Raw genomic sequence first — 24,101 nt, 5'->3', positions numbered from 1 at the left:
GACCGGTCAACGCTGCTCCATGCGCGGACGACCTCATGACCCTCCGCCGCCCGCGCCCAGGGCGACGAGAAGTTCATCCAGTTGCTCGAACTGCTCGCCCATCGCATCCGCCGCGCCGGTCCCGGCAGCGTCGAGAGCTTCCTTCGAGGGATAGAGTTCGTGCAGGACCACCAGCGTCTTGCCACCCTTTTCCTCGAAGGTCACCGTGGTGACGGGTCCAACGTCACCACCTTCGTCATTGGTCCAGACGATGCGCGAGTGCGGTATCACTTCGACATACCTGCCGAAGAACTCGTCAGAGTTTGAGGCATCGTGGCCGAACGCCAGGCGGTACGTGCCACCGGTACGAACATCCATCTCGCAGGAACGCAGGAACATGCCCATCGACTTCGGCGCCCACCACCGCTTGAACAGCTCGGGCTTGGTCCACGCCTCGAACACGATGCGCGCCGGGCCGTTGACGGTTCGCGTAACGACCAGCTCTCGGTCGGACTTCCGTTCGACCGTCGTGCGGTTGTTCATGGGCTCACTCTCGCTTCTTTTGTCCATCGGCTTTCTCCTTCTGTTTCAATTCCTCGACAACCTTGTCCAACGCGTCGAAGCGTGCGTCCCAGACTTGGCGGTACCTCTCGATCCATGCCGCCTCTTCCTCCAGTCGGCGCAGGCCGAGCTTGCAGGTTCGCACGCGCCCGACCTTTTCCGTGGTGACGAGCCCCGCCTGCTCCAAGACGCCGACATGCTTCTTCATGCCCGTGAGGGTCATGTGGAACTTCTCGGCGAGCTCCGTGATCGAAGCATCGGAACGTCCGAGCTGCTCCAGAACGCCGCGTCGGGTGGTGTCCGAGATCGCGGCGAACGAGGCATCGAGATGGGGGCGAATATACTGAACCATATGGTTCAGTATCTAGCAGACGAATTGGCGGCATGCAAGGGGGCCCGAGCCCGTGCCGCGTTGCCGGCCGCCTTCGCTCCCAAATCGACGTCATTCGATGTAGATTCGATCGACTCGGCGATCTCCTGGCCCTAAGGCAAGATATCTTTGGTCGGAGGCGAACAACGCATGAGCAAGAAGGCACGATCTGATCTTGGTGATGTTCATCATCGAGGCCGCGCTGGCAGGCCTCTGGTGGTATCTCGCCCGCTACGGCATGGCCAACCCCGATCGCGTCCACGCCGACTTCCAAGAGGTCGTCGGCCAGACGATGGGAATGGCGATGGGCGGATTGCTCGGTCTTGGCGTCATCCTGTTCTTTGTCGCCGCCCGCAACGACCGCAAGGCAGCGCAGAACAAGGCGCCGCACTGACCCTCGCTCGCCGTTTGGTTGCCGCTGTCAAAACGGAAGCCGCGCATTCTCCTTGACCTCCTTCATGACGAAGAAAGTCCGGGTTTGCCGAACACCAGGTAGCGCAATCAGCTTCTGCCCGTGGAGCTTGTTGAAATCCGCCATGTCGCGAACTCTTATCTTCAACAGATAGTCGAAGTCGCCGGCCACGAGATTGCAATCCAACACCTCTTTGAGCTCGTGCACGGCCGCCTCGAAAGCGGCGAAGCTTTCTGGTGTCGAGCGGTCGAGCACGACGCCGACCATCACCAGCGCGCCAAGCCCCACCGCAGCGGGCGCGATCTCGGCCCTGACCCCTGTGATGTAGCCTTCATCGAACAGGCGTTGTGTGCGCCGATGGCAGGTGGCTGCGCTGACATTCACGCGGGTCGCCAGGTCCGCATTGGTCAGCCGTCCCTCGGCCTGAAGGAGGCGCAGGATCCTGACGTCGACGCGGTCGAGAGCTTCATCGGAAGATTCTTCCATTTCTTAGGATCCAAGTGGATGATTAGGCCAATGATACCGCAATTTTTTGTATTGCGTGTAAATTCCATAAGGAAGTTCGAGAGCACCTTTCGCATGAGTCCGCTTATGATCAGCCCATAGAAAACGACCACGGCGGAGACAGATCGATGTCACTTCTCGCAAAGTTCGAACGCTATCCGCTGACCTTCGGCCCCACGCCGATCGAGCATCTGCCGCGGCTGAGCGCGGCGCTGGGCGGGAAGGTGCAGGTTTACGCCAAGCGTGACGATTGCAATTCCGGGCTCGCCATGGGCGGGAACAAGCTACGAAAGCTCGAATACATCGTGCCTGACGCTATTCGCTCCGGCGCCGACACGCTGGTGTCGATTGGCGGCGTCCAGTCGAACCATACGCGCATGGTCGCCGCAACGGCCGCCAAGATCGGCATGAAGTGCGTGGTGATCCAGGAGAAGTGGGTGCCCCACTATGATGCGGTCTACGATCGGGTCGGAAACATCCTGATGACGCGCCTGATGGGTGCGGACTGCCGGCTCGTCGACGACGGCTTCGACATCGGCATCCGCAAAAGCTGGGAGGACGCGATCCAGTCGGTCAAAGACGCAGGCGGCAAGCCCTATCCAATCCCGGCCGGCGCCTCGGTGCACAAGTTCGGCGGGCTGGGCTATGTCGGCTTCGCCGAGGAGGTAGCGAGCCAGGAGGCCGAGCTCGGTTTCACCTTCGACTACATCATCGTGTGCGTGGTCACTGGTTCGACGCAGGCCGGCATGATCGTTGGCTTCGCCGCACAAGACCGCGCCGACCGGGTGATCGGCATCGACGCCTCCGGGACACCAGACCAGACCCGCGCGCAGGTCCGCCGCATCGTCGACGACACCGCCGCCCTCGTCGGGCTTGGCCGCACTGTGCGCGACGACGAAATCGTGATCAATCCGGACTATGCCTATCCGGCCTATGGCGTTCCGTCGGACGCCACGAACGACGCGATACGATTGGCGGCCCGCACCGAGGCCATGATCACGGATCCGGTGTACGAGGGGAAATCGATGCAGGGCCTGATCGATCTAACTGCGAAAGGCTTTTTCCCTGAGGGCTCCAGAGTTCTCTACGCGCATCTGGGTGGCGCCCCGGCCATCAACGGCTACAGCTATTACTACAAGGACGACGGCGCCCGCCTTCCGAAGCGGCCGGAACCAGCGGTGGTCCCAGCAGACGAACCTAGCAGCCGGGACAACTCGCAGTACGACGCGCTGCCGCCACTCTTCCCGTAGTTCGGTTTCGATTCAGGCGCTCACTCTGACGACGAGTCACCGCTCGGCGACATCACAGGCCGGGGTCCAGTTCACCACCCGCAAAATGCCACTCGACCAGCGGCTTCATGTGCGGCGATAGCCCGTCCGGCAGGTCGGTGGCATGACGGATGATCACTGGCCCCTCGATCTCCGGATCGGCCTCGGTCGCGACGAAGGCGCTGATGCGTTGAGCGATCTCGTCGGCGGGCGCCGTCTCGTGATAGCGGCGGAAGATCACGGTGCCGCTGTTGGTCGACAGGGCATGCCAGCGCTTGCCGCGTTTCGCACCGAACAGGTCGAGGCCGGTCTCTTCGCGCACCTCACGGATCATATTGAAATCGACATCGACCAGCCCGTCGCGAAAATCGACAGGCTCGAACGATCCGGCGGCAAAGTAGACACGGCCGGCATTGACGGTGTGCGGCCCCATGCGAATCGCCACCAGCGCATTGTCACCGGCCACGAGCATGGCATGCGCATAGGCGTGCTCGGCGCCGGAATTCTCGCGCCGCTTGCGCCAAAGCATGAAGGTCGAATAGCCGACGGCGTGGCAGCGGCCGACGAGGCGGTTGTCGCGCCATGCAAGTTGCGAGAGCAACACCACCGTGCCGTCGAACAGGGCCGGGTTGGCTATTGTCTCGCGCTGCCAGTTTTCGGCAATCGCCTCCGCATTATCCAGCGCGAACGGGTGCGGGCCGGGATCCAGCCGCACGTCGATGGCGTCGACCGGCAGGATGACGTTGCGTGGCAGATCGAAACTCAACGCAGCCTCAGACCATATCCAGGGTGATCGCCACCGGGCAATGGTCGGAGGCCTTCGGCCGGTCCCAGCCGGCGCGCGGAAAGCGGTCCACCGCCTGTCCCGCCGGGAATATGGTGCGCCAGGGTTGGCCGTTGCGGATGATGTCGGGAACGGCCGTCGCGTTGCTGGCCGCCAAACCCTTCGACAACAGGATGTAGTCGAGCTGGCACAGATGCCGCTCCTCCGGTCCGCGCGTGTGATAAAAGCTCCAGCGGTCCATTTCCGGCCGCCGCTCAACGACGTTTTCGCAAAAGCCTCCAGCGGTGAGCACATTGAGGCAGGACTGGCTCTCGTCGACCACCGTGAAGCGATAGCCATCGATATTGTCGCCCTCGATCTTCACCCGTTGCCGGTAGTCGTTCATGTCGCCGCAGATCGCCCAGCGCTTGTCGGCGGCATGGTCCTTGCTGAAGCGCTCCTCGATGATGCGGCGCACCGCTTGCGCCTCGGCGATACGCACCGGCATTGTCGCCTCGCGTCCGTCGAGACCGTTGCGCGGCGAGCCCATCGATTTGAAATGCACGAGGTACAGCGTCAGCGGCACGCCACCCACCGTCACATCGACCTCGAGGCAGTCGCGCCGGAAGATCCGCTCATTGGCCTGGTTTCCCAGTGCCGCCAGCTCCGGCGTATGCAGGCCGAACTGCTCGAACGTGACATAGGCATGGCTGGTCATGCGCACGAATTCGATCGGCTGGCCCTGCGCGGTCTCGTTGCGCATCATCACCGCAACGTCGATGCCGCGCGAATCATTGCCGGCGGTTGTGTATTTCTGCCGGTAGCCCTGCCCCACCATCTTGAACAGATAGCCGTATTCGAAAGCCTTCAGCGCCTCGATATTGTCGACCTCCTGCATGCAGATGATGTCCGCGCGCGTCGCAGCTATAGCCAGCGCCGTCAGCTGGCGCGTGTCGTCGGACTGCGCGATGGCGCGGGCCTGCTCCAGCATCTTGTATTCGGCCTCGCTCTGGATATCGAAAAGCGCCAGCGTGCGATCTTCGTTGAGCTGGTTGCGGTAGCCGGAGAAATCGAACCTGTTCATCAGGTTTTCGACATTGAAGGTAGCAAGGCGCAGCGACATGACCGTGACCTTTGCCTGCAAGCGGCCGCGAAGACAAGGGGCCGCTCCCATGCCCGTCATGGTTGATGGAACCTTTCCGTTCATCCTCCGTTCAGACGGGAAGTTCCATCAATACGGTTCTTCCCCGGGGTAGTCTGGGCGTGGGGCCTGTATCTCCAGGAGAGTGCAATGAACTCGCTCTTTTTGTCTTCTGTCCGGTCCGGGGTAATGACCCTCGGTCTTTTGGCGAGCCTGACGGCCCCATCCCTGGCCGGGCCCATCCTGCAACCCGATCCATCGGTCCCGGCCAATGCCGCGGCGCCGGAAATCATACCTGTCCGCGACGAGTGGGCCGGCAGCGGCCCCAACGGGCAAAACGAGGAGGATTGGCGCTGGCGCCGCCACGATGGCCGTCGGTGGTCCAACAATTTCGGCGAGCGCCGTTTTACCCGGTCGAACGATTGGGACAATGGCAACTGGAACGGCGGAGACAACTGGCGTTGGCGCCATCATCGCCATCATCGCGGCGGCGATTTTGATGGCGGCGCCGCGATTCTCGGCCTCGGTCTAGGGCTCGGCCTCGGCAGCATCTACAACAATGGGTACTACAACAACGGCTACTACAATGGCGGCTACTACGTGCAGCCGGCACCGCGCCGCTACTATCGGGCGCAGCGGCTTTCCAGCGCCCATGTCCAGTGGTGCTATGATCGTTACCGGTCGTATCGGGTTCGGGACAACACCTTCCAGCCTTACAACGGCCCGCGCCAGCAGTGCTGGTCGCCCTATAGCTGAGCAAGGCAGCCTGGCGAATTCCCTACGGCGCCGCGCATCGCGGCGCCGTTTTTCGTCAGCAGGCACCACAAAATCTGCGCAGCATTCCCGACGCTAACGCTATGTTTATCCGGCAGGACTATCGCTCAATTGATCAGACCGCTCCCCACGCGACGATCGCCCGGGATTTTGTGCGATGGCCGACGACGAACACGAACACAGAGACAAACACAGACAGCGCGTCCTCAAGGGCGCGACGATCCTGACCGGCCTGACCAATTCCGAGGTCAAGTGCACGGTGCGCAACATGCATGCCGGCGGTGCCGAGCTGAAAGTAGCGATCGACGCGCGCGTGCCGGACGAATTCCTGCTCTACGTGCCAACCGACGGCATCGGCTACAAGGCGGTGGTCCGCTGGCGCCGTGAAGACCGCATCGGCATCGTGTTCACCGGCACCGAGCCGAAACCCCACTGGCACTACGGCTGAACACAACACACCGTCGCGATCGTTCGGCTTGTTGACTGCTAGCCTGGATCTTTGGCGTGGTCCTCCTGCGCCCTGGCGGACAGCTGCTTCAACACGTCAAGGAAGGCGTTGAATCGCTCCTCACCGATCTCCGCCGCCCATTCCGCGTGCAACCGCCGCAGGCAGGTGAAAATCGTCTCGACAAGCTGCCACCCGCGCGCGCTCAGGTAGATGAGGCGCCGGTCGCTGCCCTCGGGAGAGCGCCGCTCGATATAGCCGAGCTCCTCGAGCTGGATGAGGAGGTAGTTGATCGCCTGCCTCGACATTCGCTTCTGGCGAGCCAGTTCCGACGGCCTTACGCCATCCGGAAGGGGATAGGAGAACACGGCGAAGTGAGCGTCCTGGAAGTCGGTGAAGCCGGCGTCATGAATGGCCTTGTGCATCTGGTTGCGAACGTGCTGCCAGGTGATGCGCAGGAGAGCCCCGAAGAAGGGCGGGCGCAGCTCCCTGTCGGGCTTCGGCGGTTCTTCCGTCTGACTGGCTGTTGACATTGTTGTAAAGTCCTTTTACAAATTCTGTAAAACCACTTTACAACAAGGAGCATGTCGATGGAAGCGGGTACACAGAGCGTCTTGAGGATCGGTGAGCTGGAATTGCGCTTCCTGGTCACCGACAAGGGTGCAACCGTGTTTGAATTCGTTGTCCCGTCCCGCGCCCGCGTACCGGCGCCCCACTTCCATCAGGAGGCGGACGAAACGCTGTATGGGCTGGAGGGCATTTTGACGATCACCGTTGATGGGCGAAAGCAGGAACTCGGCGCCGGCGATGCCATCTTCATTCCGCGTGGAAGTGTCCACCACCACGAGAACCTGCACGACGATGTGTCGCGGACTTTGGCCGTGATGACGCCGGGGTCCATCGGGCGCAGCTACTTCGACGAGATTGCCGAGGTGATCAACGTCCCCGGCAAGCCCGACCTGGCCAAGGCGAAGGAGGTCATGCTGCGCCACGGGCTCGTGCCCGCGTAGGTCCCCAGCTGCGACGACCGCGTCGGCGTGCTGTTCACCGGCACCGAGCCAAAACCGCGCTGGCACTACGGCTGAACACCTCCGGGAATCGCTACTCTTTGCAGCCGGCGAGCGCGCGTCTAGCCAGGCGGCAGGATTTTCAGTGTCTGCTCGTCAAACAAGGGTTCGTCCTGGCCGACGCGAACAAACAGAAGTCTATCCGACTCGGACGATTGCACCTCGAAATACTGGATGCCATCGGGGGCTTCACCCCATTCGCCGCAAGGCGGCTCGCCAACCTCATCGGGATTGGCAAGGGCCTTCAACTCCTTTGCATAGGCGGCATTGGGGCTGAAAGTGTAGCGGATGACCCCCGCGGGCGTGGTCCCTTCGGTGTAACGCGTCAGCTCGCAGCGTTTGGCGACAGCCTTGTCGGTCTTTTCCTGGAATATGCGCTGCAATGCAGCCTCGGCGGTTTCGCCCGGCTGGACGTCGAAGACCTCGACCAGCGGATCGGCCGCGCCGCCATCGCTGTATTTGATGGCAAGTGCTCTGCCGACAAACTCGAAATGGATCTGGCGAAAGCCGAAATCACAGCGCTGCACCCAGGCGGCAAGCCCGACGCCCTGGTCCGCCAGCCTTTCCCAGGCGCATTTGTCGACAGGCGGACGTGACGGCTTGCCTTTGGCGGCATGCGCCCCGCCAGACATGGCGACAAGCGCCAACAGGGCGCGGGCGAACAATCTCACGCTTCTATTCATCGCTGCATCCAGTCAAGGTGAAGGCATCCCAGGCCGCGCTGTCGGGATTGGCATTGGCAAAATCGGGCCATTCGACAAAGGTCGCACCAAAATCCGGCAGCAACAGCCCTGTCGGCGCCGGCGACGCCTCATGGGCGTTCAGTTGCTCGGCACCACCTGCGTTCAACGCATAGACCTGCTCGTCCCACACCCGGCACAATCCACTGCCATCCTCGCTGCCAGCGTCGCGGTCATCGTCGGTGCAGGGATGCCGGATCGTGCCCAGTGGAAAAGAGTTCTTGCCATTGGTCCAGGTGATGTCGGACGGCAAACGGATGTCGGTATTGGGCACCGTCAGTGAAAACACCTCGGTCGTGAGCGCCGCCGGCTCGTTGGCGATGGGCCGGAACTGCATGGTCGCTCCCGAGCGCGGTTCGCGATAGGTGGCGTGGCTCAACAGACATTCCTTCGCATTCGCGACCTGCAACAGGCTGAGCATGCTCAGAACGATGACGCCTGCCTTGCGGATGATCATTGATTTCCCCCGTGAAGCATCAAGCGTGTAGCATCCGACCAGGGTCGTGGCCAAAGGGAAAGAAAATCCGGTGATGCAGCGTCTGATGGTGACGATCTCGATATGCGCATTGCTGGGCGGTCCTGCCCTCGGCGCCGAGCCCTATGTCGGCACCTGGTCTACGAATCGGCTGAACTGCACGGCTGCCGCCGACGTCCAGCGCCAGACGGTCTACACTCTGTACCGGAAAGCCCTTTCGGCTCCCGATCTCGGCTGCGAGCAGGCGAAATTTCGCAAGGACGCCACAGGCTGGCTGGTGCGGGCAAGCCAATGCTACGGCTCCGATCCATCGGCCGAAGAGCCATTCTCGCGGATCATCCATGTCGTTACCGACGGAGCGCTGTTGCGGTTGACCTGGCCTGGCTTCGACAGTGGACCGCTGGTCAGATGCTGAAGACAGTCGAGCTTGTCCCCTAGATCAGCCCGACGAGCAGCGCTGCCCCGCCAAGGAAGCCGGCAGCGCAGACCCAGAGAACCCATAGACCCCACACCTTGCATTCGAGCACGGCCGCGGCGGGATTGGCGGGATCATAGTGCACATCGACCTTGCTGCCCTCGACATAGCGTTTCGACTGGCCGCCGACGAGGCGCGGCAGCGTGGCCGTCAGCGTTCCACCGAAGGCGACGCGATCGGCGCTGTAGCGCTGGCCGGCGACGCTGTAGCTGTAGACGATTCGGGATTTGAAGACCGTGCGCCAGGGGCGGTAGCCACTGTTGCGGGTTTGAAATTCCTGCAGGCCGGAGGTGTCGATGCGTCCGGCGGTGACAGGCCATTTGGCCGCCTGTTCCGCCAGCGACTTCTGGGCAAAGCCCATGCGCAGGATGAACAATCCCATGACCAGCAAAAGCACCGCGGCGCTAAGGTTCTGCGGCTTGGGCAAATGCGGCCCGATCGCTTCCAGCGCACCGCCGACGGAAAGGACCAGCACAAGCGCACCAACCACCAGCCCCGTGGAGAGCGTGGCCATGAACTTGAAGGCGCCTTCAGGCATGGTGCGCTCGATCACGGCCTTGGCCGGATTGGACGGGTCGTAGAAAACGGTGACGGCGGCCCCCTTGGGAAAGCGCGCGAGGGTTTCAGGCACCTCGAAATTTCCGAGGTTCTCCTGCACACTGTAATGCGAACTTTGAAATGACTTGCCACCCACCTTGTACTGAAAGGTGATCGCCGGAAAATTGCGGATCTCGGTCGAAGTGCTGCTGTCCGAGCCGGATCCCGAACTGGTCACCTCACGGGCTTCCACCCGCGACGAGATGATCCTGCCCGGCGTCGGCAACCAGCGACTGACCGCGCGCACCTCTCGCCACTTCAACAACGTCACAAGGCTGAGCCCACCGGCGCCCAGGCATGCGAACCCGATCAACAGAAACTTGATATCCAAAACGCACCCCCTGGCATGCATGCCCAGGACCAATTGGTCCTACCCTGCACACGCATAGCACGGATGGTGAGAACAACGCGTCTGTTCAAAAACCTTGGGGAGATCGCGCCTCAGTCGACGAATTCGACGCCGACAAGCGTCATCGAGCGCCAGCACACGCGTGCTGCACGGCTTCGCGCCGCACCGTTGATCGCCAGATCGAACCCCGAAGGCACGCCGGTTGCATCGCCGAAGCTCAGCAGTGTCCCATTTTCGGACTCATTGCGGACGACGCCTTCCATTGTGCCAAAGCCTCTGTTGAAGCGCAGCACAGCGCCTTTGAGTGCGCGCCGCCGCCGATCCACGCGGCGCTCGCTGATCGCGTTGCTGTCAACCGTCATCTGCATCGTCCCAGCTCCGTTACCGTTGATGACGGTCAAGCGAGTTTCGTGCCAGTCTCTTCGTGCCGGAATGGCACGACCGCAAAAAGCCGGCGGATCGCTCCGCCGGCTTTCTTGTGCAGTGATGAAATTGCGAACTAGTTCTTGGCCTTGTCGACCAGCTTGTTCTTGGAAATCCACGGCATCATCGCGCGCAGCTTGGCGCCGACTTCCTCGATCTGGTGGCTGTCATTGTTGCGGCGGATGCCCTTGAAGCGCGACATGCCGGCGCGGTATTCCTGCATCCACTCCGAGGTGAACTTGCCGGTCTGGATGTCCTTCAGCACGCGCTTCATCTCGGCCTTGGTGTCGGCGGTGATGATGCGCGGACCCGAGACATACTCGCCCCATTCGGCGGTGTTCGAGATCGAGTAGTTCATGTTGGCGATGCCGCCTTCATAGATCAGGTCGACGATCAGCTTGACCTCGTGCAGGCACTCGAAATAGGCCATTTCAGGCGCGTAGCCGGCTTCCACCAGCGTCTCGAAGCCGGCGCGGATCAGTTCGACCAGACCGCCGCACAGCACCACCTGCTCGCCGAACAGATCGGTCTCGCATTCCTCGCGGAAATTGGTCTCGATGATGCCCGAACGGCCGCCGCCGACGCCGCAGGCGTAGGACAGAGCGAGATCGAGCGCGTTGCCCGAGGCGTCCTGGTTGACGGCGACCAGGCACGGCACACCGCCGCCCTTCTGGTATTCGCCGCGCACCGTGTGGCCAGGGCCCTTCGGCGCGATCATGACGACGTCGACTGTCGACTTCGGCTCGATCAGGCCGAAATGCACGTTGAGGCCGTGCGCGAAAGCAATCGCCGCGCCATCGCGGATGTTCGGGGCGATCTCGTTCTTATAGATGTCGGCCTGCAATTCGTCAGGCGTCGCCATCATCATCAGGTCGGCCCATTTGGCGGCGTCCGCCACGCTCATCACCTTGAGCCCGTCGGCCTCGACCTTCTTGGCGGTCGCCGAGCCGGCCTTGAGACCAATGGCAATCTCCTTGGCACCGGAATCCTTGAGGTTGAGCGCATGCGCCCTGCCCTGGCTGCCATAGCCGATGATGGCGACCTTCTTGCCCTTGATCAGGTTGAGATCGGCGTCGCGATCGTAATAAACACGCATCTTTTGCTTCCTTCCCGTTTGAAAATCAGAGGCCTTGCGGCCCGGCTTTTGCTCCGTATAGAGCGAGAAACTGCTGCGTCGCCCGGGCGGCATCGCCACCGATTGCCGCGTCAGTCGATTCCAGCCGGTCGCCGAGCAGCAGACGGATCTGCACGTCACGGGCGACCAGCCCGAAAAAGGTGCGGAACGCCGTTTCGGCATCCGTAAAGTCGAGCAACCCGGCCTGCTTGCCGGCTTCCAGCACCGGCTTCAGCCGCCTGGCCAGCGCAAAGCGACCATTCTCCAGCACGATGGCGCCGAGATCGTCCTTGCCGGAGCCAGCATGACTGACCGCCACGCGGTTGAGCGCGATCGAGGTGTCGCTCGAAATCACCTTGAGCCAGTCGCAAGCGAAGCGCTCGAGGCTCGCCGTCAGCGAGGCGAGATCAAGCCCCTTCCGGTCGACCTGTGCCACCCGCACTTTCGACGCCTGCCACTGCACGGTCGCCGTCAACAGCCCGTCGCGGTCGCCGAACCATTTGTAGAGCGTTTCCTTGGAGCAGCTCGCCCGCCGCGCCACGGCGGTCATGGTCAAATGATCGCCCTCCTCGACCAGCAAGCGCAGTGCAGCGTCCAGCACGGCCTGCTGCCGTTCTGTCAGCGCTTCGCTGCTGTCGATGTCGGCGCTTGCCTGCAACAAAATCTTTCCCTGCCCGCTGACGTCTGGGGTTCTCGCCCGAAGGCGTACCGTACGTTACGGTTCGGCATATTGCGCAATCCGGCGCCCGGTGCAAGAGCCGATACGGAAAAAATCACCAACTGCAGATGCCCAATGCCCGCTAAGGCCTTGGCTCAGTCGCTTGCGGGTGGGAGGCGCAGCCGTCCAAGCAGGCCAGACAAGGTGTCGAGTTCATTCTGTGAAAGCCTGGCACCGACCAGATCGGCGATCGACTTTCCGTAGACCGCCCACATCTGGCGGCGGGTCTCGCGGCCTTTGCCGGTGATGCGGATGGTCTGGCCACGGCCGTCATCGGCAACCCTGAGCTTCTCGACCAGGCCGTCGGCCTCGAGCCGCGCCAGCAGCCGCGAGATGTTGTATTGCGCAAACAAGGTGCGCTCGATGAGTTGGAACGGCCGCAGCCCGCCTTCGCCCGCCTCGGCAAGCTCATGCAGCACATCATACCAGGCAAGCGGCGGCAGGCCACCGGCCTTCAACGCGGCCTCGGCGCTTTCCACCAACTGGCGTGAAACCCGCATCAGGCGGGCCCAGCCTTTGATGGCCGCCGGCGAAGGCGTGGCTTTCTCTGTCATGGCCGTATCCTAGGCGATAGATGCAGTTGCATCAAGCTTGACGATCAATGCACATGCATCTATATAGATGCAATTGCATTAACTGAGAGAAAATCCGATGAAGCACGAAATCTGCAAACTCGCCGACATCCCGCAAACAGGCAGCCTGATCGCGCCGTTCTTCGGCCGCGAGGTGCATGTCTACCGCAGCGGCGACCGGATCCGCGCCGCCGCCAATGTCTGACTGCATTTCGGCGGGCCACTCGACTGCAAGGACGGCAAGCTCGTCTGCCAGTGGCACGGTGCCTCGTTCGATATGGAAAGCGGCGACCGCCTCGAAGGCCCGGCGCCAAAAGCCTCCCGGCTGATGTTCCTCTCCACCCGCGTCGAGGACGGCGCCCTGAACTATGTCTGGGGAGAGTGAGATGACCGACAAGTTCATCCTGGTCAGCCACCATCTCTGTCCCTATGTGCAGCGCGCGGCGATTTCGCTGGCCGAGAAGGGCGTGCCGTTCGAGCGCGTCACCATCGATCTTGCCAACAAGCCGGACTGGTTCAAGGCGATGTCGCCGCTCGGCAAGGTCCCGCTGCTGCGCGTGCGGCATGAAAGCGACGAAACGGTAATTTTCGAATCGGCCGTCATCCTCGAATTCCTCGAGGAAACACAGGACAACCCACTCCACCCTGCCGATCCCTATGCCCGCGCCCGACACCGCGCCTGGATCGAATTCGGCTCGGCAACCCTGAACGCCATCGGACGATTCTATTCGGCGCCGACGCAAGGATCCCTGCTTGCCGAAGCCGAGGCGCTGTCGGCGATGTTCGATCGTCTCGAAGCCGAACTCGCGGATGGTATCGATCGGTCAGGGCCATGGTTCGCCGGCGAGCGCTTTTCACTCGTCGATGCGGTCTACGGCCCGATCTTCCGCTACTTCGATGCCTTCGACCGCATCGCCGATTTCGGCATGCTGAGCGGCAAGCCGCTTGTTCAGGCCTGGCGCAAGGCATTGGCCGAACGCCGGTCGGTGAAGAACGCGGTCGCGCCCGACTATCCGCAGCGCCTTGACGCGTTTCTGCTGGCCAAGGGCTCGCATCTGTCGGCCCTCATTCGCCGAAACGATCCGGCCACTGCGCTTCAACAAGCCCGATCGGCCTGAACGGATCGATCAGCGTTCCGGCCACCATCGAGGCAAGCACGCTTGGCACTGGCGGGATTTTAGCGATGGTCGCCACCAGCCTGTCACGGAAAAAGGGCAGCATCGTTCCGTCCGACTGGTAGAATGGCGTCAGCGCCAGCGACAGCAGTTGAAAGACCCGGATATGCCATCGCCGCGCCCGGGCGTAGGCTTCCAGCGCTGCCTCGACGCTGCCCGCTTGTGCCAATGCATGGCTGAGCGCGGCCGCGTCGAGCAGCGCCATGTTGGCGCCCTGCCCGAGCTGCGGGCTGGTCGAATGCGCAGCGTCGCCGATCACCGCCAGCCTCCGGCCGGTCGGCAGCTTCATCGTGTGATGGCCATAACGCGCCAGCGACAGCTGGTCGAAACTGTCGATCTGGCTGGTGAACGCCTCGCACTCCGGCCATAGCGAGACCAGTCTTGCTTTCCAGGCGTCGAGTCCTGCTGCCCGAACCTGTTCGACATCCGCCGGCTTCAGACTCCAGAAAAACGCTGCCATCTTTTCAGCACTCGGCTCCGGGCGGCCGATCGGCAGCACGCCGATCATCACGCTGGCCTTGTGGTAGCGCTGCAACAGCGCGTTCTCGTCGAACCCTTCGCGCCAGCCGAGCGACGCCCAGAACGCGCCGTAGGTAAGCGGCCGCGGCTCGGCTGGATCGTTCAGGCACTGGCGCAGCTTCGAGCGCGAGCCACTGGCGTCGACGACGAGGTCGAACGGCCCTGCCTTACGGCCATTATCGAAGATCAGGCTCGCCCGCTCGCCCACGTCCAGCGTCTCGATCTCGACGCCGGTTTCGATGGCTATGCCTTGGCGCTGCGCGGCGCGGAACAACACGTTGAACAGCGCCGCCCGATGCACCGCCAACCCAAAGCGTCCGCCGCTCTGTGCATCGTAGCGCACGGCGAGCACGGTGCGGCCGGTGCTGGCGTCGGCGCCATGCAACCGGTCGATGCGGCTGCCCAGCGCCAGGATGTCGTCGAGCAGGCCAAGATCGGCAAGCACCGTCAGCCCGGTCGGCTGCAGGATCAGCCCGGAACCGACGGGCTTCGGCTCCTCGAAGCGCTCGAAGACGGTGACCCGGTGCCCGGCGCGCTTCAGATAGAGCGCGGCGGCCAGTCCGGCCGGCCCGGCGCCGGCAATCGCGATGTCGAGAGAAATGCCCATTGCCCGCCGAGTCTTGCCCAGGCCGGACAATCCTTCAGCGGTGTCGCTAAATCAAGTTGCGGTCGGGGCTTTCACGCCTGGTCAGCATCAAAAACAGCCCGCGCATTGCGCACTGCATCGTGGTTGAGCTCGGCCCACTGGATCAACTGGTGCAAGGCGCCGAACATCGAGCGCCCGAGATCGGTGAGACTGTATTCGACGCTTGGCGGTTTGGTCGGGAACACCTGGCGACGCACATAGCCGTCGCGCTGCAGGTCGTGCAGTGTCTGGGTCAGCATGCGCTGCGAAATATCAGGCACCAGGCGGCGCAACTCGCCGAAGCGATAGTTTTTTTCGGCAAGTGCCATCATCAACAGCGAACTCCATCGGCTGCTGATGCCCTGGATCACATCGCGCACCGGGCAATCGGCGAGATTTCCGCCGCCGCTCTGCGCTTTGTAGATCTCGAGTTTCGACCTCAGATTGACGATGTTGCTGTCCACGGCTGGTTCCCTGTCTGTGCCTACCTCCCGTAAAACTGCCTTCTTTACGGGGGTCGGTCAATTCCTATTTTAGTGCTGGTCTCTTTTTGAGACCTATGTAGGCACCCGCCGCTTCGGCGCAACGACAGGACCTCCCAATGACCGAAACCCTTCTCGTCACCGGCGCCGCCGGCCAGCTCGGCCGCGGCGTCATCAATCATCTGCTGGACACGCACAAGGTTGCGCCGGCGAACATCATCGCCACCACCCGCAATCCTGAAAGCCTGTCCGATCTGGCGGCGCGCGGCGTCGATGTCAGGGCCGCCGACTTCAACGACGCGGCCTCGCTGGAAAGCGCATTCAAGGGCGCCGACAGGGTGCTGATCATTTCGACCGGCGATCTCGACATCAAAAGCGGCAGGCGTCTGAAGCAGCATGAGACGGCTGTAGCCGCGGCGAAGCAGGCAGGCGTTTCACATCTACTCTACACATCGATGCCCAATCCGGAGCCGGGTTCACCGGTGCTGTTTGCCGGCGACCACTACGGCACCGAGCAGGCGATCAAGGCCAGCGGCATTGCCCATACGATCTTCCGCAACGGCTGGTACCAGGAGAACCTGTTCATGGCGCTGCCGCACGCCATTGCCTCGGGACGGTGGTATACGTCGGCAGGCGACGGCCGCGTCGCCCATGGTGCGCGCGACGACATGGCAGCAGCCATCGCCGCCGGCCTCGCTTCCGGTTCGACCGACAGCAAGACCTACACGCTGACCGGCCCGCAAGCCTATACGACGGCCGAGATCGCCGCCCTGGTCAGCGAAGTCACCGGCAAGAAGCTGGACGTCATCCAACTGCCTGAAGAGGCCCTGATCGAAGGCGTGAAAGCGGCCGGCGTTCCCGAGGATTTCGCCAGCGTCATCGTTTCCTTCGACACCAACACGCGCTCAGGCCGCATCGCCCTGGTGACGGACGCGGTCGAGAAATTGTCCGGCAGAAAGCCGCAAACGCTGAAGCAGTTCCTCGAGGCCAACAAGGCCGCCTTGGCCGGCTGAAGCCTGCGCTGCGGGGAGCCGAATTCGAGTTCGGCTTCCCGCACTGCTACTTCGATTTCTTGAGCAATCCCAGTCGGATCAGGCTTTCGCCGGTTGCAACGATGGCCTCTTCCCGCGAGCGTGGCGCCCAGCCGAGCATGCGCATGGCCTTGGCCCCCGTCGCGTTCCTCGCCTTGCCGAGCTCGGTCACGATCTGGGCTGCCTGCCCGTCGAACAGTCCGACGATCCTCACCAGCCAATCCGGCAGCACCCGCGTCGGCACGCGCGAGGCCGCATTGCCCAGCCGGGCTTTCAGCGTCTGTGCAATCTCCAGCATCGTCATGAAATCGCCGCTGATGGCCAGGAACCGCTCGCCCTTGGCCAGCGGATTGGTCATGGCGCGCAGATGCAGGTCCGCCACGTCCCGCACGTCGACCACGCCGAACAGCATGCGCGGCAGGCCCGGCATTGCGCCGTCCATCAGGCGTCCTATGAACTCCGTGGAGGTCGAATGATCCGGCCCCAGGACCGGTCCGAAGATCCCGACCGGATTGACGACCGCCAGCTCCAATGCACCGCCTTGACCGGCAATGAAATCCCACGCTGCCCGCTCCGCCAGCGTTTTCGATTTCACATAGGCGCTGACCTTTTCCGCCAGGTTGCTCCAGTTCTCCTCCGTGAACGGACGGCCGGCAACCGGCGCCTGGCCATAGCCGACGGCGGCGAAGGACGAGGTCAGCACGACACGCTTGACGTCGGCATCGCGCGCGGCCCGCAGCACGCGCAGGGCGCCTTCGCGCGCCGGGATGATCAGCTCGTCTTCATGCCTGGGCACATCGGGCGGGAACGGCGAAGCGACATGAAGAACATACGCGCATCCGGCGACGGCTTCCGGCCAGCCCGTGTCGGTCATCAGATCGGCATAGGCAAAGGAAAGCGCCTCGCCGGGCTCGCTACCGCCGACCTTCAGCATGGCGAGAACGTCGGCTTCGCGCTTGGCTGAGCGCACCGTGGTGCGCACGCGATAGCCTGCGTCCAGCAGAGCCAGGATGCAGTGAGCGCCGAGGAAACCCGACCCGCCGGTAACAAGCACCAGTTCGCCGCTCATGCCCGCCTCCGCAATGGTCTATGCGTTCGAGACCCTCAAATCGCCACCTGCGTTCCGATCTCGACCACGCGTCCGGTCGGGATCTGGAAATACTCCGTCGCATCTGCTGCCGTGCGCGCCAGGCCGATGAACAGCTTGTCCTGCCACACCGGCATGCCGGAATTGGGCGAGGCCTTGAGCGAGCGCCGCGACAGGAAGAACGACGTGGTCATGATGTCGAACTTCCAGCCCTGCTTGCGGCAGATCGCCAGTGCACGCGGAATGTTGGGCTGTTCCATATAGCCGAAGGTCAGCGTCACCCGCATGAACAGCTCGTTGACCGTCTCCATCTTGACGCGGTCGCTGTCGGGCACCACCGGCTGCGGCGCCGTCACCACCGACAGGATGACGTTCTGTTCGTGCAGCACCTTGTAGTGCTTCAGGCTGTGCATCAGCGCGGTCGGCGCGCTCTGCGGATCGCTGGTCAGGAACACGGCCGTACCGGACACCAGCTGCGGCTTCTTCTTCAACAGATTGCCGGCCAGGAAATCGAGCGGGATCTCGTTCCTGCGCGTCTTGTCGAACAGATAGCGGCTGCCGCGCACCCAGGTCGCCATGGCCAGAACGATGGTGAAGGCCACCGCCAGCGACGCCCAGCCGCCCTCGAACACCTTGACGATGTTGGAGGCGAAGAAGCCGATGTCGATGAACATGAATACCGCCGTCATAGCGATTGCCACCCAGAGCCGCCATTTCCAGATGCGGGTCATGACGACATAGAGCAATACCGTCGTCACCAGCATGTTGCCGGTCACCGAGATACCATAGGCGGAGGCCAGCTTGCTGGATTCACCGAAGCCGACCACCAGAAGCATCACCACCAGCGCCAGCAAAAGGTTGACGCGCGGCATATAGATCTGACCGGATTGCCGTTCCGACGTATGCAGGATTTCCAGGCGTGGCAGCATGTTGAGCTGCACCGCCTGTCTGGTCAGCGAGAAGGCGCCCGAAATCACCGCCTGGCTGGCGATGACGGTGGCGGCGGTCGCCAGCAACACCATCGGGATCAGCGTCCAGCCCTGGTTCATCTCGAAGAACGGATGGCCCACCACGCCGTTTTTCGCCAGCACGAAAGCGCCCTGTCCGGCATAGTTGAGCAGCAGGCAAGGGAAAACGATAGCCAGCCAGGCGAGCACGATGGGCTTGCGCCCGAAATGGCCGAGATCAGCATAGAGCGCCTCCGCGCCGGTGACGGCGAGGAAGATCGCGCCAATGGTGACGAAGGCAACATCGGGGGAATTGATCAGGAACGCGACAATGTAATGCGGGCTGACAGCCCAAAGGATTTCCGGATCGGCGATGATGTGGTTCAAACCGGAAAGGCCGATGGCCAGGAACCAGACCGCCGTGATCGGTCCGAAAATCAGCGCAACGCCACCGGTTCCGAATCGCTGCACCGAAAACAGGATCGCCAGGATGAGCAGTGTCAGCGGCACCACATAGGGCTGGAAGGTCGGCGTGACGACATTCATGCCTTCCACCGCCGAGAGCACCGAAATCGCCGGCGTGATCACGGCATCGCCATAAAACAACGACGCGCCAACCATGCCGATGCCGAGGATCAACGCCGAGCGCGTCGGGAAACTGCCGCGCGCCAGCGCCATCAACGACAGCACCCCGCCCTCGCCGCGGTTATCGGCCCTGAGCACGAAATTGATATATTTGATGGTGACGATGATCGTCAGTGACCAGATGATCAGCGACAGCACGCCGAGAATATCGCCGCGGTCTGCGACTTCGCCCCCGGACGACGCCACCAGCGCCTCACGGAACGCATAGATCGGGCTGGTGCCGATGTCGCCATAGACCACACCGAGCGCGCCCAGCATCAACACCTTGGTGCTATGCTGTTCGATCTCTGGATGGCTCGATTGTTCGACGGGTTCTGCCTCACTACCAGTGTTGGTAAGGGCCATGGACGACACTCCGATAAGCGCGCGGTGCTCTACGCTTGCTGCGATGCAATATCAAGTGCCCTCACGTAATGGCTGCCATGCCGTAACGCCAGGGTTCTTCACTCTACCACCCGCAGGCTTTCAGAAACCGCCCAACCGTGCCGGCCATGCCATACTCCAACGCATCGGCTGTCAACCCATGTCCGATTGACACTTCGGCCAAGGCCGGGATGCGCTTTGCCAGTGCCGGCAAATTGTTCACCACCAGATCGTGCCCGGCGTTGACCTGGAGCCCGGCGACAAAGGCTGCGTCGGCGGTTTTTCCCAATCTTTCCAGTTCCTTGGCCGCCTTGGCGGAATCGGAATGACAGCTGCCGTAAGGCCCGGTGTAGAGTTCGATCCGGTCGGCGCCGGTATCACGCGCGGCCTTAATGCCTTCGGGATCGGAGTCGGAAAACAGCGACACGCGAATGCCCGCCTTTTTCAGGCGCTTGACGATGGGCGTGAGGAACGCGGCCTCGGCGACAAAATTCCAGCCATGGTCGGAGGTCGCCTGCGCCGGGTCGTCCGGCACCAGCGTCACCTGTTCGGGCTGGTGTTTTTCCACCAGCGCCAGAAAATCCTCGTTCGGATAGCCCTCGATGTTAAATTCGGCCTTGGGGAACTCGTCGTCGATCAACGCCCTGATCTCCGGCAGGTCGGAGTGCCGCGTGTGCCGTTCGTCGGGGCGCGGATGCACCGTCAGCCCATGCGCGCCGGCGGCAAGAGCAAGGCGCCCGAGCCCGATCACGCTCGGCCATGGCAGGTCGCGCCGGTTGCGCAGCATGGCGATGGCATTGAGATTGACAGAAAGCTTTGCAGGCATGGGCTTCGGGTCCGGTTTGGTGCTTGTCGCCCAAAACTGCGCAGCGGTTTTGGGGCAACGACATGCATGGAAACAGAGATTTGCAGCGCATCTATACTGCCTTTGATGGGAACAGACAGGGGGTTTCGGGTGTTCCAGTCGGGTATGTGCCTGGCAAGAGAGGACAGCCAATGAATTTTCTCAACTCCGTGCCGGCGATCCGCCGCATCGACACCGACCGCGAGGACCTTTTCGCCATCGAAATCGTTGGCCATGTCTCGGCAGCCGACGCGGAGAACCTGTTCGGGTTGCTGGAGGCAGCCTATGCACTCCACGCCAGAATAGACATGCTGGTGCGGCTGATCGACCACGAGGGCATCGACTGGGCCGACATCGCGGACGACACGATAAAGCAGGGAACCGTCCACGCATTGGCGCATATCGGACGCTGCGCGGCGGTCGGCAAGCCGAACTGGGTCGCCGACGCGCAAAGCTTCCTGCCCGCTTCACCATCTGTCGAACTCAGGCATTTCAGCGTCGACGACGAAGCGGCCGCCTGGCAATGGCTCGGCGCCAAGCCGGTCGTATCAGCTACCTGACGATGGTCAGCCTCTCGGCAGCGCGGGTGATGGCGGTGTAGAGCCAGCGCTGGCGGGTTTCCTTGAACGCCCAGCTTTCATCGAAAAGCACGATCTCGTTCCACTGCGAGCCCTGCGCCTTGTGCACGGTCAGCGCGTAGCCATAGTCGAAATCATCAAAGCGCTTCTTCTGCTGCCAGGGAATATCGGCATCCGGATCCTCGAACGCCGATTTGAGCAGCTTGATCTTGGCAACGCCGCGGTCCGGATCGTCCTCTTCCGGCGACACCAGAAGGTTGATGCCGGGCTTTATCGTCTCGCGTGACGAGGTCATCACCTTCCACAGCGAGCCGTTGAGCAGCCCTTTGGCCGGGTCGTTGCGCAGGCAGACCAGCTTGTCGCCGGCCTGCGGGTAGTCGGCGTTGAAGCCCTTCAACTCACGCAGGCGCTGATTGTAGCGGCGCCGCGTGCGGTTGGTGCCGACCAGCACCTGGTCCGCCTTCAGCACCAGCTCCTGGGTGACGTCTTCCTTGCCGATCACTTGCGCCGTGCCATAGTCGCCGCGCATGAACTCGCGGCCCTCGCGCACGTCGAGCGCCAAGCGCAGGATCGGATTGTCGCGCGCCTGGCGGTGGATTTCGGTGAGCAGGATGTCTGGCTCGTGGTCGGTGAAGAAGCCTCCGCCGGAGATCGGCGGCAACTGGCCGGGATCGCCGAGCACGAGGATCGGCGTGCCGAAACTCATCAGGTCGCGGCCAAGCTGCTCGTCGACCATCGAGCATTCGTCGATGACGACAAGTTTGGCGCGCGAGATCGGGCTTTGCCGATTGAGCGAAAAGGTCGGCGTCATCGAGGTCTTGCCGGTGACTTCGTCCGACACCGATTCCTCGCCCTTGGGCCTGTAGATCAGCGAATGGATGGTGCGGGCATTGACCGCGCCCTTGGAGCGCAGCACCTGCGCCGCCTTGCCGGTGAAGGCGGCAAATTGCACCTGGCCATCGACATGTTCGGCAAAATAGCGCGCCAGCGTGGTCTTGCCGGTGCCGGCATAGCCGAACAGCCGGAACAGTTGTGGCCGGCCCTCTTTGAGCCAGCGCGCAACTGCCTGCAGCGCCTCATCCTGTTGGGGAGAGAATTCCATCAGCGCGAGAGACCGGATTCGCAAGGGAAAGACAAGGCCGCCACCATCAATGCCTTCAGGCGGTCAGGCTATCAGGGCTGAATTGGAACGTAAAGGGAACAAACGCAGCGAAGGAAGCAAATCGCACCCAGATAAAGGGCAACCGTCCGCGCTGCCCCTCATTGCCTTGCCGGGCATTTCTCCCCGTATAGGGACGGGGAGAAAGGGCTGGCCGCAGCCTCTGTGCCATCATGAGATGCTGGAGATTAGCGAAACCGTCGGCGACAGGCAGGTGAGGGGCAGCTCAAACGCCGCAAGGACTTCATCCACCGTCGAGAGACGGGCCTAGCCACCAAGTCCGGGATCGTTCTCCAACAAAATCGGCTTGCCGTGCGGCGTTGCATGCGCGGCGCGTTCCCAGGCGGCGGCAAGCGTGTCGACGTCGACCTTGCCGGCGACACCCTTGGCCGACAGCAGCGCTTCCAGCGCCGCCAGCCAATGCTCGTAGTAATCATGGCCATCTGCCGCTGCACCCGGCTGCTTGACCTCGGCGGACAAGGCGTCCGCCCACTCGCTCCAGGAAAACAGGCCCTTGTCATGCAGCGCCACCGTCATGGCGAAAGCTTCGGCTTGCCATGGCTCGGCGAAGACCGGCGCGTCGACGCCTGCAGGCAGACGGGCAGCGCGTGGGTTCGCCTCATGCCGGTTCAAGATAGCTCTCCCAAGCGTCGATCGACACAACAAGCGTCGGGTCGGCGCCCTCGCCCCAGATTTCTCCGCCGGTGAAAGCCACCGTATAGACCCATTGCGGATTTTCGCCCTGCCCACGCGCATTGCTGTCGGGAAACACAAAACCGTCGCGCACGGCCTCGATCGTCCCCTGCTTGCCGCGCGCATAGCGCGGTAGCCGCGTGTGGCCGGTGGGACTAAAATTCTTCGTCCGCACGGCCTGCCCTGCTTTGAATCGCGCCGGTGTCGCAACCGGACGATCGCACGGCCCACCCTTGGCCAGCACCGCAGGTACGTTTTCGGCCTTCAGCACCCGTTTGGGTGGCGCGGCGGGATCGACTGCTTTGCCGGCTGCGAGATCGCGCTCACTGATGAAGCCATGTCGCTTCAACAGCACCTCCAGCGCCTTGATCCAGATCTGGTAGTAGCTGGAGGCATAATAGTCGGCCGGATGCAGCGATTCCCTGGCATGCCGACTCTCGTCGATGTTCCAGGCGCCCATGGCGCCGGCGGTCAGCGTCACGCCAAGCGCCCGCCTCTCCCATGCGGCATGGAAATAGGGCTCGTCCTTTTCAGGCGCGACCGGCCCAAAACCCATCTGCCCACCGAGATCCTGAGGGCCGTTCATGCCGGCTCTCTCGCCAGCGCCGTGCCGATCATCGCATCGCGCGTCACCAGTTCCGCAAGCCGCTCCTCGCTCCAGCCCTCGGTGTTTTTGGGCCGCATCGGCACCACGAGATAGCGCAGCTCGGCGGTTGAATCCCAGACGCGGATCTTTTTCGCCGCCGGCAAGGTCAGCCCGAATTCCTCGAGCACGCCGCGCGGATCGATCACCGCACGCGAGCGATAGGGCGGCGCCTTGTACCAGACCGGTGGCAGGCCAAGCACCGACCACGGGTAGCAGGAGCACAGCGTGCAGACGACGAGGTTATGGGTCTCATCGGTGTTGAACACCGCCTGCATGTGCTCGCCTTGCCGGCCGGTATAACTCAGCGATTCGATCGCCGCCGTCGCATCGCGCTTCAGCCAGGCGGCGAAGTCGGCATCAGCCCAAGCCTTGGCCACCACCCTGGCGCCGTTGCGCGGGCCGATTTTCGTCTCATAGGTGTCGACGATGACGTCGATCGCCAACGGATCGATCAGCCCTTTCTGGGTGAGGATCGTTTCCAGCGCGCGCACCCGCGCGGCAAAGGGATCGAGTTCGTTGTCGTGGTCATGATCGTGTGCCATGGCGGCAAATTACGATCG

Annotated in this window: 31 protein-coding genes and 2 pseudogenes; 11 read left to right on the top strand and 22 right to left on the bottom strand. The window is 62.7% G+C overall.

All coding sequences use genetic code 11. The features are described from left to right. Nucleotides 1-33: 33 nt before the first annotated feature. Together AC1D0N_RS14255 and AC1D0N_RS14250 are read right to left on the bottom strand one after the other, a co-directional pair. The gene (locus AC1D0N_RS14255; RefSeq protein ID WP_477244842.1) at nt 34-549 is read right to left on the bottom strand and encodes an SRPBCC domain-containing protein; all 516 of its coding nucleotides are present in this window, start codon (nt 547-549) and stop codon (nt 34-36) included. Further along, nucleotides 527-892, bottom strand: a complete 366-nt coding sequence (locus AC1D0N_RS14250; protein WP_477244840.1) for an ArsR/SmtB family transcription factor — start codon at nt 890-892, stop codon at nt 527-529. Before AC1D0N_RS14250 ends, AC1D0N_RS14255 begins: the two co-directional genes overlap by 23 nt. A gap of 168 nt (nt 893-1,060) precedes the next feature. On the opposite strand from AC1D0N_RS14250, the pseudogene AC1D0N_RS14245 reads away from it, so the two are divergent. Continuing rightward, a pseudogene (locus AC1D0N_RS14245) lies at nt 1,061-1,304 on the top strand (hypothetical protein). A gap of 27 nt (nt 1,305-1,331) precedes the next feature. Here AC1D0N_RS14245 and AC1D0N_RS14240 read toward each other — a convergent pair. Next, nucleotides 1,332-1,808: an Lrp/AsnC family transcriptional regulator gene (locus tag AC1D0N_RS14240; RefSeq protein ID WP_477244839.1), complete on the bottom strand. Its 477-nt coding sequence runs from the start codon at nt 1,806-1,808 to the stop codon at nt 1,332-1,334. Between the two features lie 146 nt (nt 1,809-1,954). On the opposite strand from AC1D0N_RS14240, the gene AC1D0N_RS14235 reads away from it, so the two are divergent. Beyond that, the gene (locus AC1D0N_RS14235; protein ID WP_477244837.1) at nt 1,955-3,076 is read left to right on the top strand and encodes a 1-aminocyclopropane-1-carboxylate deaminase; all 1,122 of its coding nucleotides are present in this window, start codon (nt 1,955-1,957) and stop codon (nt 3,074-3,076) included. A gap of 52 nt (nt 3,077-3,128) precedes the next feature. On the opposite strand, the gene AC1D0N_RS14230 is transcribed toward AC1D0N_RS14235, so the two are convergent. Both AC1D0N_RS14230 and AC1D0N_RS14225 read right to left on the bottom strand, forming a co-directional pair. Beyond that, entirely contained in the window at nt 3,129-3,860 is a 732-nt protein-coding gene (locus AC1D0N_RS14230) for a hypothetical protein (RefSeq protein WP_477244835.1), read from the bottom strand. A 7-nt stretch (nt 3,861-3,867) separates the two neighbouring features. Continuing rightward, a complete protein-coding gene (locus AC1D0N_RS14225) occupies nt 3,868-4,980 on the bottom strand; it encodes an endonuclease/exonuclease/phosphatase family protein (RefSeq protein ID WP_477244833.1) in 1,113 nt (370 codons plus the stop codon). A 168-nt stretch (nt 4,981-5,148) separates the two neighbouring features. Here AC1D0N_RS14225 and AC1D0N_RS14220 point away from each other — a divergent pair, with 168 nt between their 5' ends. Together AC1D0N_RS14220 and AC1D0N_RS14215 are read left to right on the top strand one after the other, a co-directional pair. Beyond that, nucleotides 5,149-5,754 (top strand): BA14K family protein, encoded by a 606-nt coding sequence (locus AC1D0N_RS14220; RefSeq protein ID WP_477244831.1) that lies wholly within the window; start codon nt 5,149-5,151, stop codon nt 5,752-5,754. A gap of 175 nt (nt 5,755-5,929) precedes the next feature. Beyond that, a complete protein-coding gene (locus tag AC1D0N_RS14215) occupies nt 5,930-6,220 on the top strand; it encodes a PilZ domain-containing protein (protein ID WP_477244829.1) in 291 nt (96 codons plus the stop codon). Nucleotides 6,221-6,258: 38 nt separating this feature from the next. Here AC1D0N_RS14215 and AC1D0N_RS14210 read toward each other — a convergent pair whose 3' ends face one another. Next, complete coding sequence (locus AC1D0N_RS14210; RefSeq protein WP_477244827.1) at nt 6,259-6,750, bottom strand: MarR family winged helix-turn-helix transcriptional regulator; 492 nt, start codon at nt 6,748-6,750, stop codon at nt 6,259-6,261. Nucleotides 6,751-6,807: 57 nt separating this feature from the next. On the opposite strand from AC1D0N_RS14210, the gene AC1D0N_RS14205 reads away from it, so the two are divergent. Further along, nucleotides 6,808-7,227, top strand: a complete 420-nt coding sequence (locus tag AC1D0N_RS14205) for a cupin domain-containing protein (RefSeq protein WP_477244825.1) — start codon at nt 6,808-6,810, stop codon at nt 7,225-7,227. Between the two features lie 119 nt (nt 7,228-7,346). On the opposite strand, the gene AC1D0N_RS14200 is transcribed toward AC1D0N_RS14205, so the two are convergent. Both AC1D0N_RS14200 and AC1D0N_RS14195 read right to left on the bottom strand, forming a co-directional pair. Continuing rightward, nucleotides 7,347-7,967 (bottom strand): hypothetical protein, encoded by a 621-nt coding sequence (locus AC1D0N_RS14200; RefSeq protein WP_477244823.1) that lies wholly within the window; start codon nt 7,965-7,967, stop codon nt 7,347-7,349. After that, nucleotides 7,960-8,481, bottom strand: a complete 522-nt coding sequence (locus AC1D0N_RS14195) for a hypothetical protein (RefSeq protein ID WP_477244821.1) — start codon at nt 8,479-8,481, stop codon at nt 7,960-7,962. The genes AC1D0N_RS14200 and AC1D0N_RS14195 overlap by 8 nt, the downstream gene beginning before the upstream one ends. Nucleotides 8,482-8,554: 73 nt before the next feature. On the opposite strand from AC1D0N_RS14195, the gene AC1D0N_RS14190 reads away from it, so the two are divergent. Beyond that, nucleotides 8,555-8,914 (top strand): hypothetical protein, encoded by a 360-nt coding sequence (locus AC1D0N_RS14190; protein ID WP_477244819.1) that lies wholly within the window; start codon nt 8,555-8,557, stop codon nt 8,912-8,914. Nucleotides 8,915-8,933: 19 nt separating this feature from the next. Here AC1D0N_RS14190 and AC1D0N_RS14185 read toward each other — a convergent pair whose 3' ends face one another. The 5 genes from AC1D0N_RS14185 to AC1D0N_RS14165 all read right to left on the bottom strand — a co-directional run bounded on the left by AC1D0N_RS14185 (nt 8,934) and on the right by AC1D0N_RS14165 (nt 12,729). Beyond that, on the bottom strand, nt 8,934-9,884 hold the full coding sequence (locus tag AC1D0N_RS14185; RefSeq protein ID WP_477244817.1) for a DUF3592 domain-containing protein: 951 nt from the start codon (nt 9,882-9,884) through the stop codon (nt 8,934-8,936). Nucleotides 9,885-10,012: 128 nt separating this feature from the next. Further along, nucleotides 10,013-10,321, bottom strand: coding sequence for a hypothetical protein (locus tag AC1D0N_RS14180; protein WP_477244816.1), 309 nt, complete (start codon nt 10,319-10,321; stop codon nt 10,013-10,015). 98 nt (nt 10,322-10,419) lie between these two features. After that, a complete protein-coding gene (ilvC, locus tag AC1D0N_RS14175; protein WP_477244814.1) occupies nt 10,420-11,439 on the bottom strand; it encodes a ketol-acid reductoisomerase in 1,020 nt (339 codons plus the stop codon). A gap of 25 nt (nt 11,440-11,464) precedes the next feature. Further along, nucleotides 11,465-12,115: a TetR/AcrR family transcriptional regulator gene (locus tag AC1D0N_RS14170; RefSeq protein WP_477244812.1), complete on the bottom strand. Its 651-nt coding sequence runs from the start codon at nt 12,113-12,115 to the stop codon at nt 11,465-11,467. Nucleotides 12,116-12,270: 155 nt separating this feature from the next. Then, nucleotides 12,271-12,729: a MarR family winged helix-turn-helix transcriptional regulator gene (locus AC1D0N_RS14165; RefSeq protein ID WP_477244810.1), complete on the bottom strand. Its 459-nt coding sequence runs from the start codon at nt 12,727-12,729 to the stop codon at nt 12,271-12,273. A 97-nt stretch (nt 12,730-12,826) separates the two neighbouring features. Here AC1D0N_RS14165 and AC1D0N_RS14160 point away from each other — a divergent pair, with 97 nt between their 5' ends. The 3 genes and pseudogenes from AC1D0N_RS14160 to AC1D0N_RS14150 all read left to right on the top strand — a co-directional run bounded on the left by AC1D0N_RS14160 (nt 12,827) and on the right by AC1D0N_RS14150 (nt 13,865). Beyond that, a complete protein-coding gene (locus AC1D0N_RS14160; RefSeq protein WP_477244808.1) occupies nt 12,827-12,952 on the top strand; it encodes a Rieske (2Fe-2S) protein in 126 nt (41 codons plus the stop codon). After that, nucleotides 12,953-13,024 (top strand): annotated as a pseudogene (locus AC1D0N_RS14155) (Rieske (2Fe-2S) protein); the annotation flags it as partial. Nucleotides 13,025-13,133: 109 nt separating this feature from the next. Then, a complete protein-coding gene (locus AC1D0N_RS14150; protein ID WP_477244807.1) occupies nt 13,134-13,865 on the top strand; it encodes a glutathione S-transferase family protein in 732 nt (243 codons plus the stop codon). Here AC1D0N_RS14150 and AC1D0N_RS14145 read toward each other — a convergent pair. Continuing rightward, a complete protein-coding gene (locus tag AC1D0N_RS14145) occupies nt 13,813-15,048 on the bottom strand; it encodes an FAD-dependent oxidoreductase (protein WP_477244806.1) in 1,236 nt (411 codons plus the stop codon). The genes AC1D0N_RS14150 and AC1D0N_RS14145 overlap by 53 nt on opposite strands. Nucleotides 15,049-15,119: 71 nt before the next feature. Then, nucleotides 15,120-15,530, bottom strand: a complete 411-nt coding sequence (locus AC1D0N_RS14140) for a winged helix-turn-helix transcriptional regulator (RefSeq protein ID WP_477244804.1) — start codon at nt 15,528-15,530, stop codon at nt 15,120-15,122. A gap of 137 nt (nt 15,531-15,667) precedes the next feature. Here AC1D0N_RS14140 and AC1D0N_RS14135 point away from each other — a divergent pair, with 137 nt between their 5' ends. Further along, nucleotides 15,668-16,561 carry an SDR family oxidoreductase gene (locus AC1D0N_RS14135; protein ID WP_477244802.1) on the top strand — a complete coding sequence of 298 codons (894 nt, stop codon included), beginning with the start codon at nt 15,668-15,670 and terminating at the stop codon, nt 16,559-16,561. Nucleotides 16,562-16,607: 46 nt separating this feature from the next. Here the strand turns inward: AC1D0N_RS14135 and AC1D0N_RS14130 are convergent, their stop codons facing one another. From AC1D0N_RS14130 to AC1D0N_RS14120, 3 genes are all read right to left on the bottom strand, one after another. Beyond that, nucleotides 16,608-17,648, bottom strand: coding sequence for an SDR family oxidoreductase (locus AC1D0N_RS14130; protein ID WP_477244800.1), 1,041 nt, complete (start codon nt 17,646-17,648; stop codon nt 16,608-16,610). A 35-nt stretch (nt 17,649-17,683) separates the two neighbouring features. Continuing rightward, on the bottom strand, nt 17,684-19,603 hold the full coding sequence (locus tag AC1D0N_RS14125) for a potassium transporter Kup (RefSeq protein ID WP_477244798.1): 1,920 nt from the start codon (nt 19,601-19,603) through the stop codon (nt 17,684-17,686). A 103-nt stretch (nt 19,604-19,706) separates the two neighbouring features. Further along, nucleotides 19,707-20,447 (bottom strand): pyridoxine 5'-phosphate synthase, encoded by a 741-nt coding sequence (locus AC1D0N_RS14120; protein ID WP_477244797.1) that lies wholly within the window; start codon nt 20,445-20,447, stop codon nt 19,707-19,709. A gap of 170 nt (nt 20,448-20,617) precedes the next feature. Here AC1D0N_RS14120 and AC1D0N_RS14115 point away from each other — a divergent pair, with 170 nt between their 5' ends. Then, nucleotides 20,618-21,025: a SpoIIAA family protein gene (locus AC1D0N_RS14115; RefSeq protein ID WP_477244795.1), complete on the top strand. Its 408-nt coding sequence runs from the start codon at nt 20,618-20,620 to the stop codon at nt 21,023-21,025. On the opposite strand, the gene AC1D0N_RS14110 is transcribed toward AC1D0N_RS14115, so the two are convergent. The 4 genes from AC1D0N_RS14110 to nthA all read right to left on the bottom strand — a co-directional run bounded on the left by AC1D0N_RS14110 (nt 21,018) and on the right by nthA (nt 24,083). After that, on the bottom strand, nt 21,018-22,145 hold the full coding sequence (locus AC1D0N_RS14110; RefSeq protein ID WP_477244793.1) for an ATP-dependent DNA helicase: 1,128 nt from the start codon (nt 22,143-22,145) through the stop codon (nt 21,018-21,020). The genes AC1D0N_RS14115 and AC1D0N_RS14110 overlap by 8 nt on opposite strands. Nucleotides 22,146-22,469: 324 nt before the next feature. Next, nucleotides 22,470-22,835, bottom strand: coding sequence for a nitrile hydratase accessory protein (locus tag AC1D0N_RS14105; RefSeq protein ID WP_477244791.1), 366 nt, complete (start codon nt 22,833-22,835; stop codon nt 22,470-22,472). Continuing rightward, entirely contained in the window at nt 22,822-23,481 is a 660-nt protein-coding gene (gene nthB / locus AC1D0N_RS14100; RefSeq protein ID WP_477244790.1) for a nitrile hydratase subunit beta, read from the bottom strand. Before nthB ends, AC1D0N_RS14105 begins: the two co-directional genes overlap by 14 nt. Beyond that, on the bottom strand, nt 23,478-24,083 hold the full coding sequence (nthA, locus tag AC1D0N_RS14095) for a nitrile hydratase subunit alpha (protein ID WP_477244788.1): 606 nt from the start codon (nt 24,081-24,083) through the stop codon (nt 23,478-23,480). Before nthA ends, nthB begins: the two co-directional genes overlap by 4 nt. Between the last annotated feature and the right edge of the window lie 18 nt (nt 24,084-24,101).

Source organism: Mesorhizobium sp. P2_E10 (assembly GCF_056404235.1).
This window is presented reverse-complemented; position numbering and strand designations above follow the sequence as displayed.

Bases quoted from the DNA above. Each gene is read 5' to 3' on its own strand.
- AC1D0N_RS14235 (WP_477244837.1), top strand. From the start codon at position 1,955: ATGTCACTTCTCGCAAAGTTCGAACGCTATCCGCTGACCTTCGGCCCC.
- nthB (WP_477244790.1), bottom strand. From the start codon at position 23,481: ATGAACGGCCCTCAGGATCTCGGTGGGCAGATGGGTTTTGGGCCGGTC.
- AC1D0N_RS14210 (WP_477244827.1), bottom strand. From the start codon at position 6,750: ATGTCAACAGCCAGTCAGACGGAAGAACCGCCGAAGCCCGACAGGGAG.
- AC1D0N_RS14145 (WP_477244806.1), bottom strand. From the start codon at position 15,048: ATGGGCATTTCTCTCGACATCGCGATTGCCGGCGCCGGGCCGGCCGGA.
- ilvC (WP_477244814.1), bottom strand. From the start codon at position 11,439: ATGCGTGTTTATTACGATCGCGACGCCGATCTCAACCTGATCAAGGGC.
- AC1D0N_RS14250 (WP_477244840.1), bottom strand. From the start codon at position 892: ATGGTTCAGTATATTCGCCCCCATCTCGATGCCTCGTTCGCCGCGATC.
- AC1D0N_RS14150 (WP_477244807.1), top strand. From the start codon at position 13,134: ATGACCGACAAGTTCATCCTGGTCAGCCACCATCTCTGTCCCTATGTG.
- AC1D0N_RS14220 (WP_477244831.1), top strand. From the start codon at position 5,149: ATGAACTCGCTCTTTTTGTCTTCTGTCCGGTCCGGGGTAATGACCCTC.
- AC1D0N_RS14195 (WP_477244821.1), bottom strand. From the start codon at position 8,481: ATGATCATCCGCAAGGCAGGCGTCATCGTTCTGAGCATGCTCAGCCTG.
- AC1D0N_RS14120 (WP_477244797.1), bottom strand. From the start codon at position 20,447: ATGCCTGCAAAGCTTTCTGTCAATCTCAATGCCATCGCCATGCTGCGC.
- AC1D0N_RS14135 (WP_477244802.1), top strand. From the start codon at position 15,668: ATGACCGAAACCCTTCTCGTCACCGGCGCCGCCGGCCAGCTCGGCCGC.
- AC1D0N_RS14190 (WP_477244819.1), top strand. From the start codon at position 8,555: ATGCAGCGTCTGATGGTGACGATCTCGATATGCGCATTGCTGGGCGGT.
- AC1D0N_RS14225 (WP_477244833.1), bottom strand. From the start codon at position 4,980: ATGTCGCTGCGCCTTGCTACCTTCAATGTCGAAAACCTGATGAACAGG.
- AC1D0N_RS14255 (WP_477244842.1), bottom strand. From the start codon at position 549: ATGGACAAAAGAAGCGAGAGTGAGCCCATGAACAACCGCACGACGGTC.
- AC1D0N_RS14130 (WP_477244800.1), bottom strand. From the start codon at position 17,648: ATGAGCGGCGAACTGGTGCTTGTTACCGGCGGGTCGGGTTTCCTCGGC.
- AC1D0N_RS14205 (WP_477244825.1), top strand. From the start codon at position 6,808: ATGGAAGCGGGTACACAGAGCGTCTTGAGGATCGGTGAGCTGGAATTG.
- nthA (WP_477244788.1), bottom strand. From the start codon at position 24,083: ATGGCACACGATCATGACCACGACAACGAACTCGATCCCTTTGCCGCG.
- AC1D0N_RS14115 (WP_477244795.1), top strand. From the start codon at position 20,618: ATGAATTTTCTCAACTCCGTGCCGGCGATCCGCCGCATCGACACCGAC.
- AC1D0N_RS14110 (WP_477244793.1), bottom strand. From the start codon at position 22,145: ATGGAATTCTCTCCCCAACAGGATGAGGCGCTGCAGGCAGTTGCGCGC.
- AC1D0N_RS14215 (WP_477244829.1), top strand. From the start codon at position 5,930: ATGGCCGACGACGAACACGAACACAGAGACAAACACAGACAGCGCGTC.
- AC1D0N_RS14125 (WP_477244798.1), bottom strand. From the start codon at position 19,603: ATGGCCCTTACCAACACTGGTAGTGAGGCAGAACCCGTCGAACAATCG.
- AC1D0N_RS14200 (WP_477244823.1), bottom strand. From the start codon at position 7,967: ATGAATAGAAGCGTGAGATTGTTCGCCCGCGCCCTGTTGGCGCTTGTC.
- AC1D0N_RS14160 (WP_477244808.1), top strand. From the start codon at position 12,827: ATGAAGCACGAAATCTGCAAACTCGCCGACATCCCGCAAACAGGCAGC.
- AC1D0N_RS14240 (WP_477244839.1), bottom strand. From the start codon at position 1,808: ATGGAAGAATCTTCCGATGAAGCTCTCGACCGCGTCGACGTCAGGATC.
- AC1D0N_RS14165 (WP_477244810.1), bottom strand. From the start codon at position 12,729: ATGACAGAGAAAGCCACGCCTTCGCCGGCGGCCATCAAAGGCTGGGCC.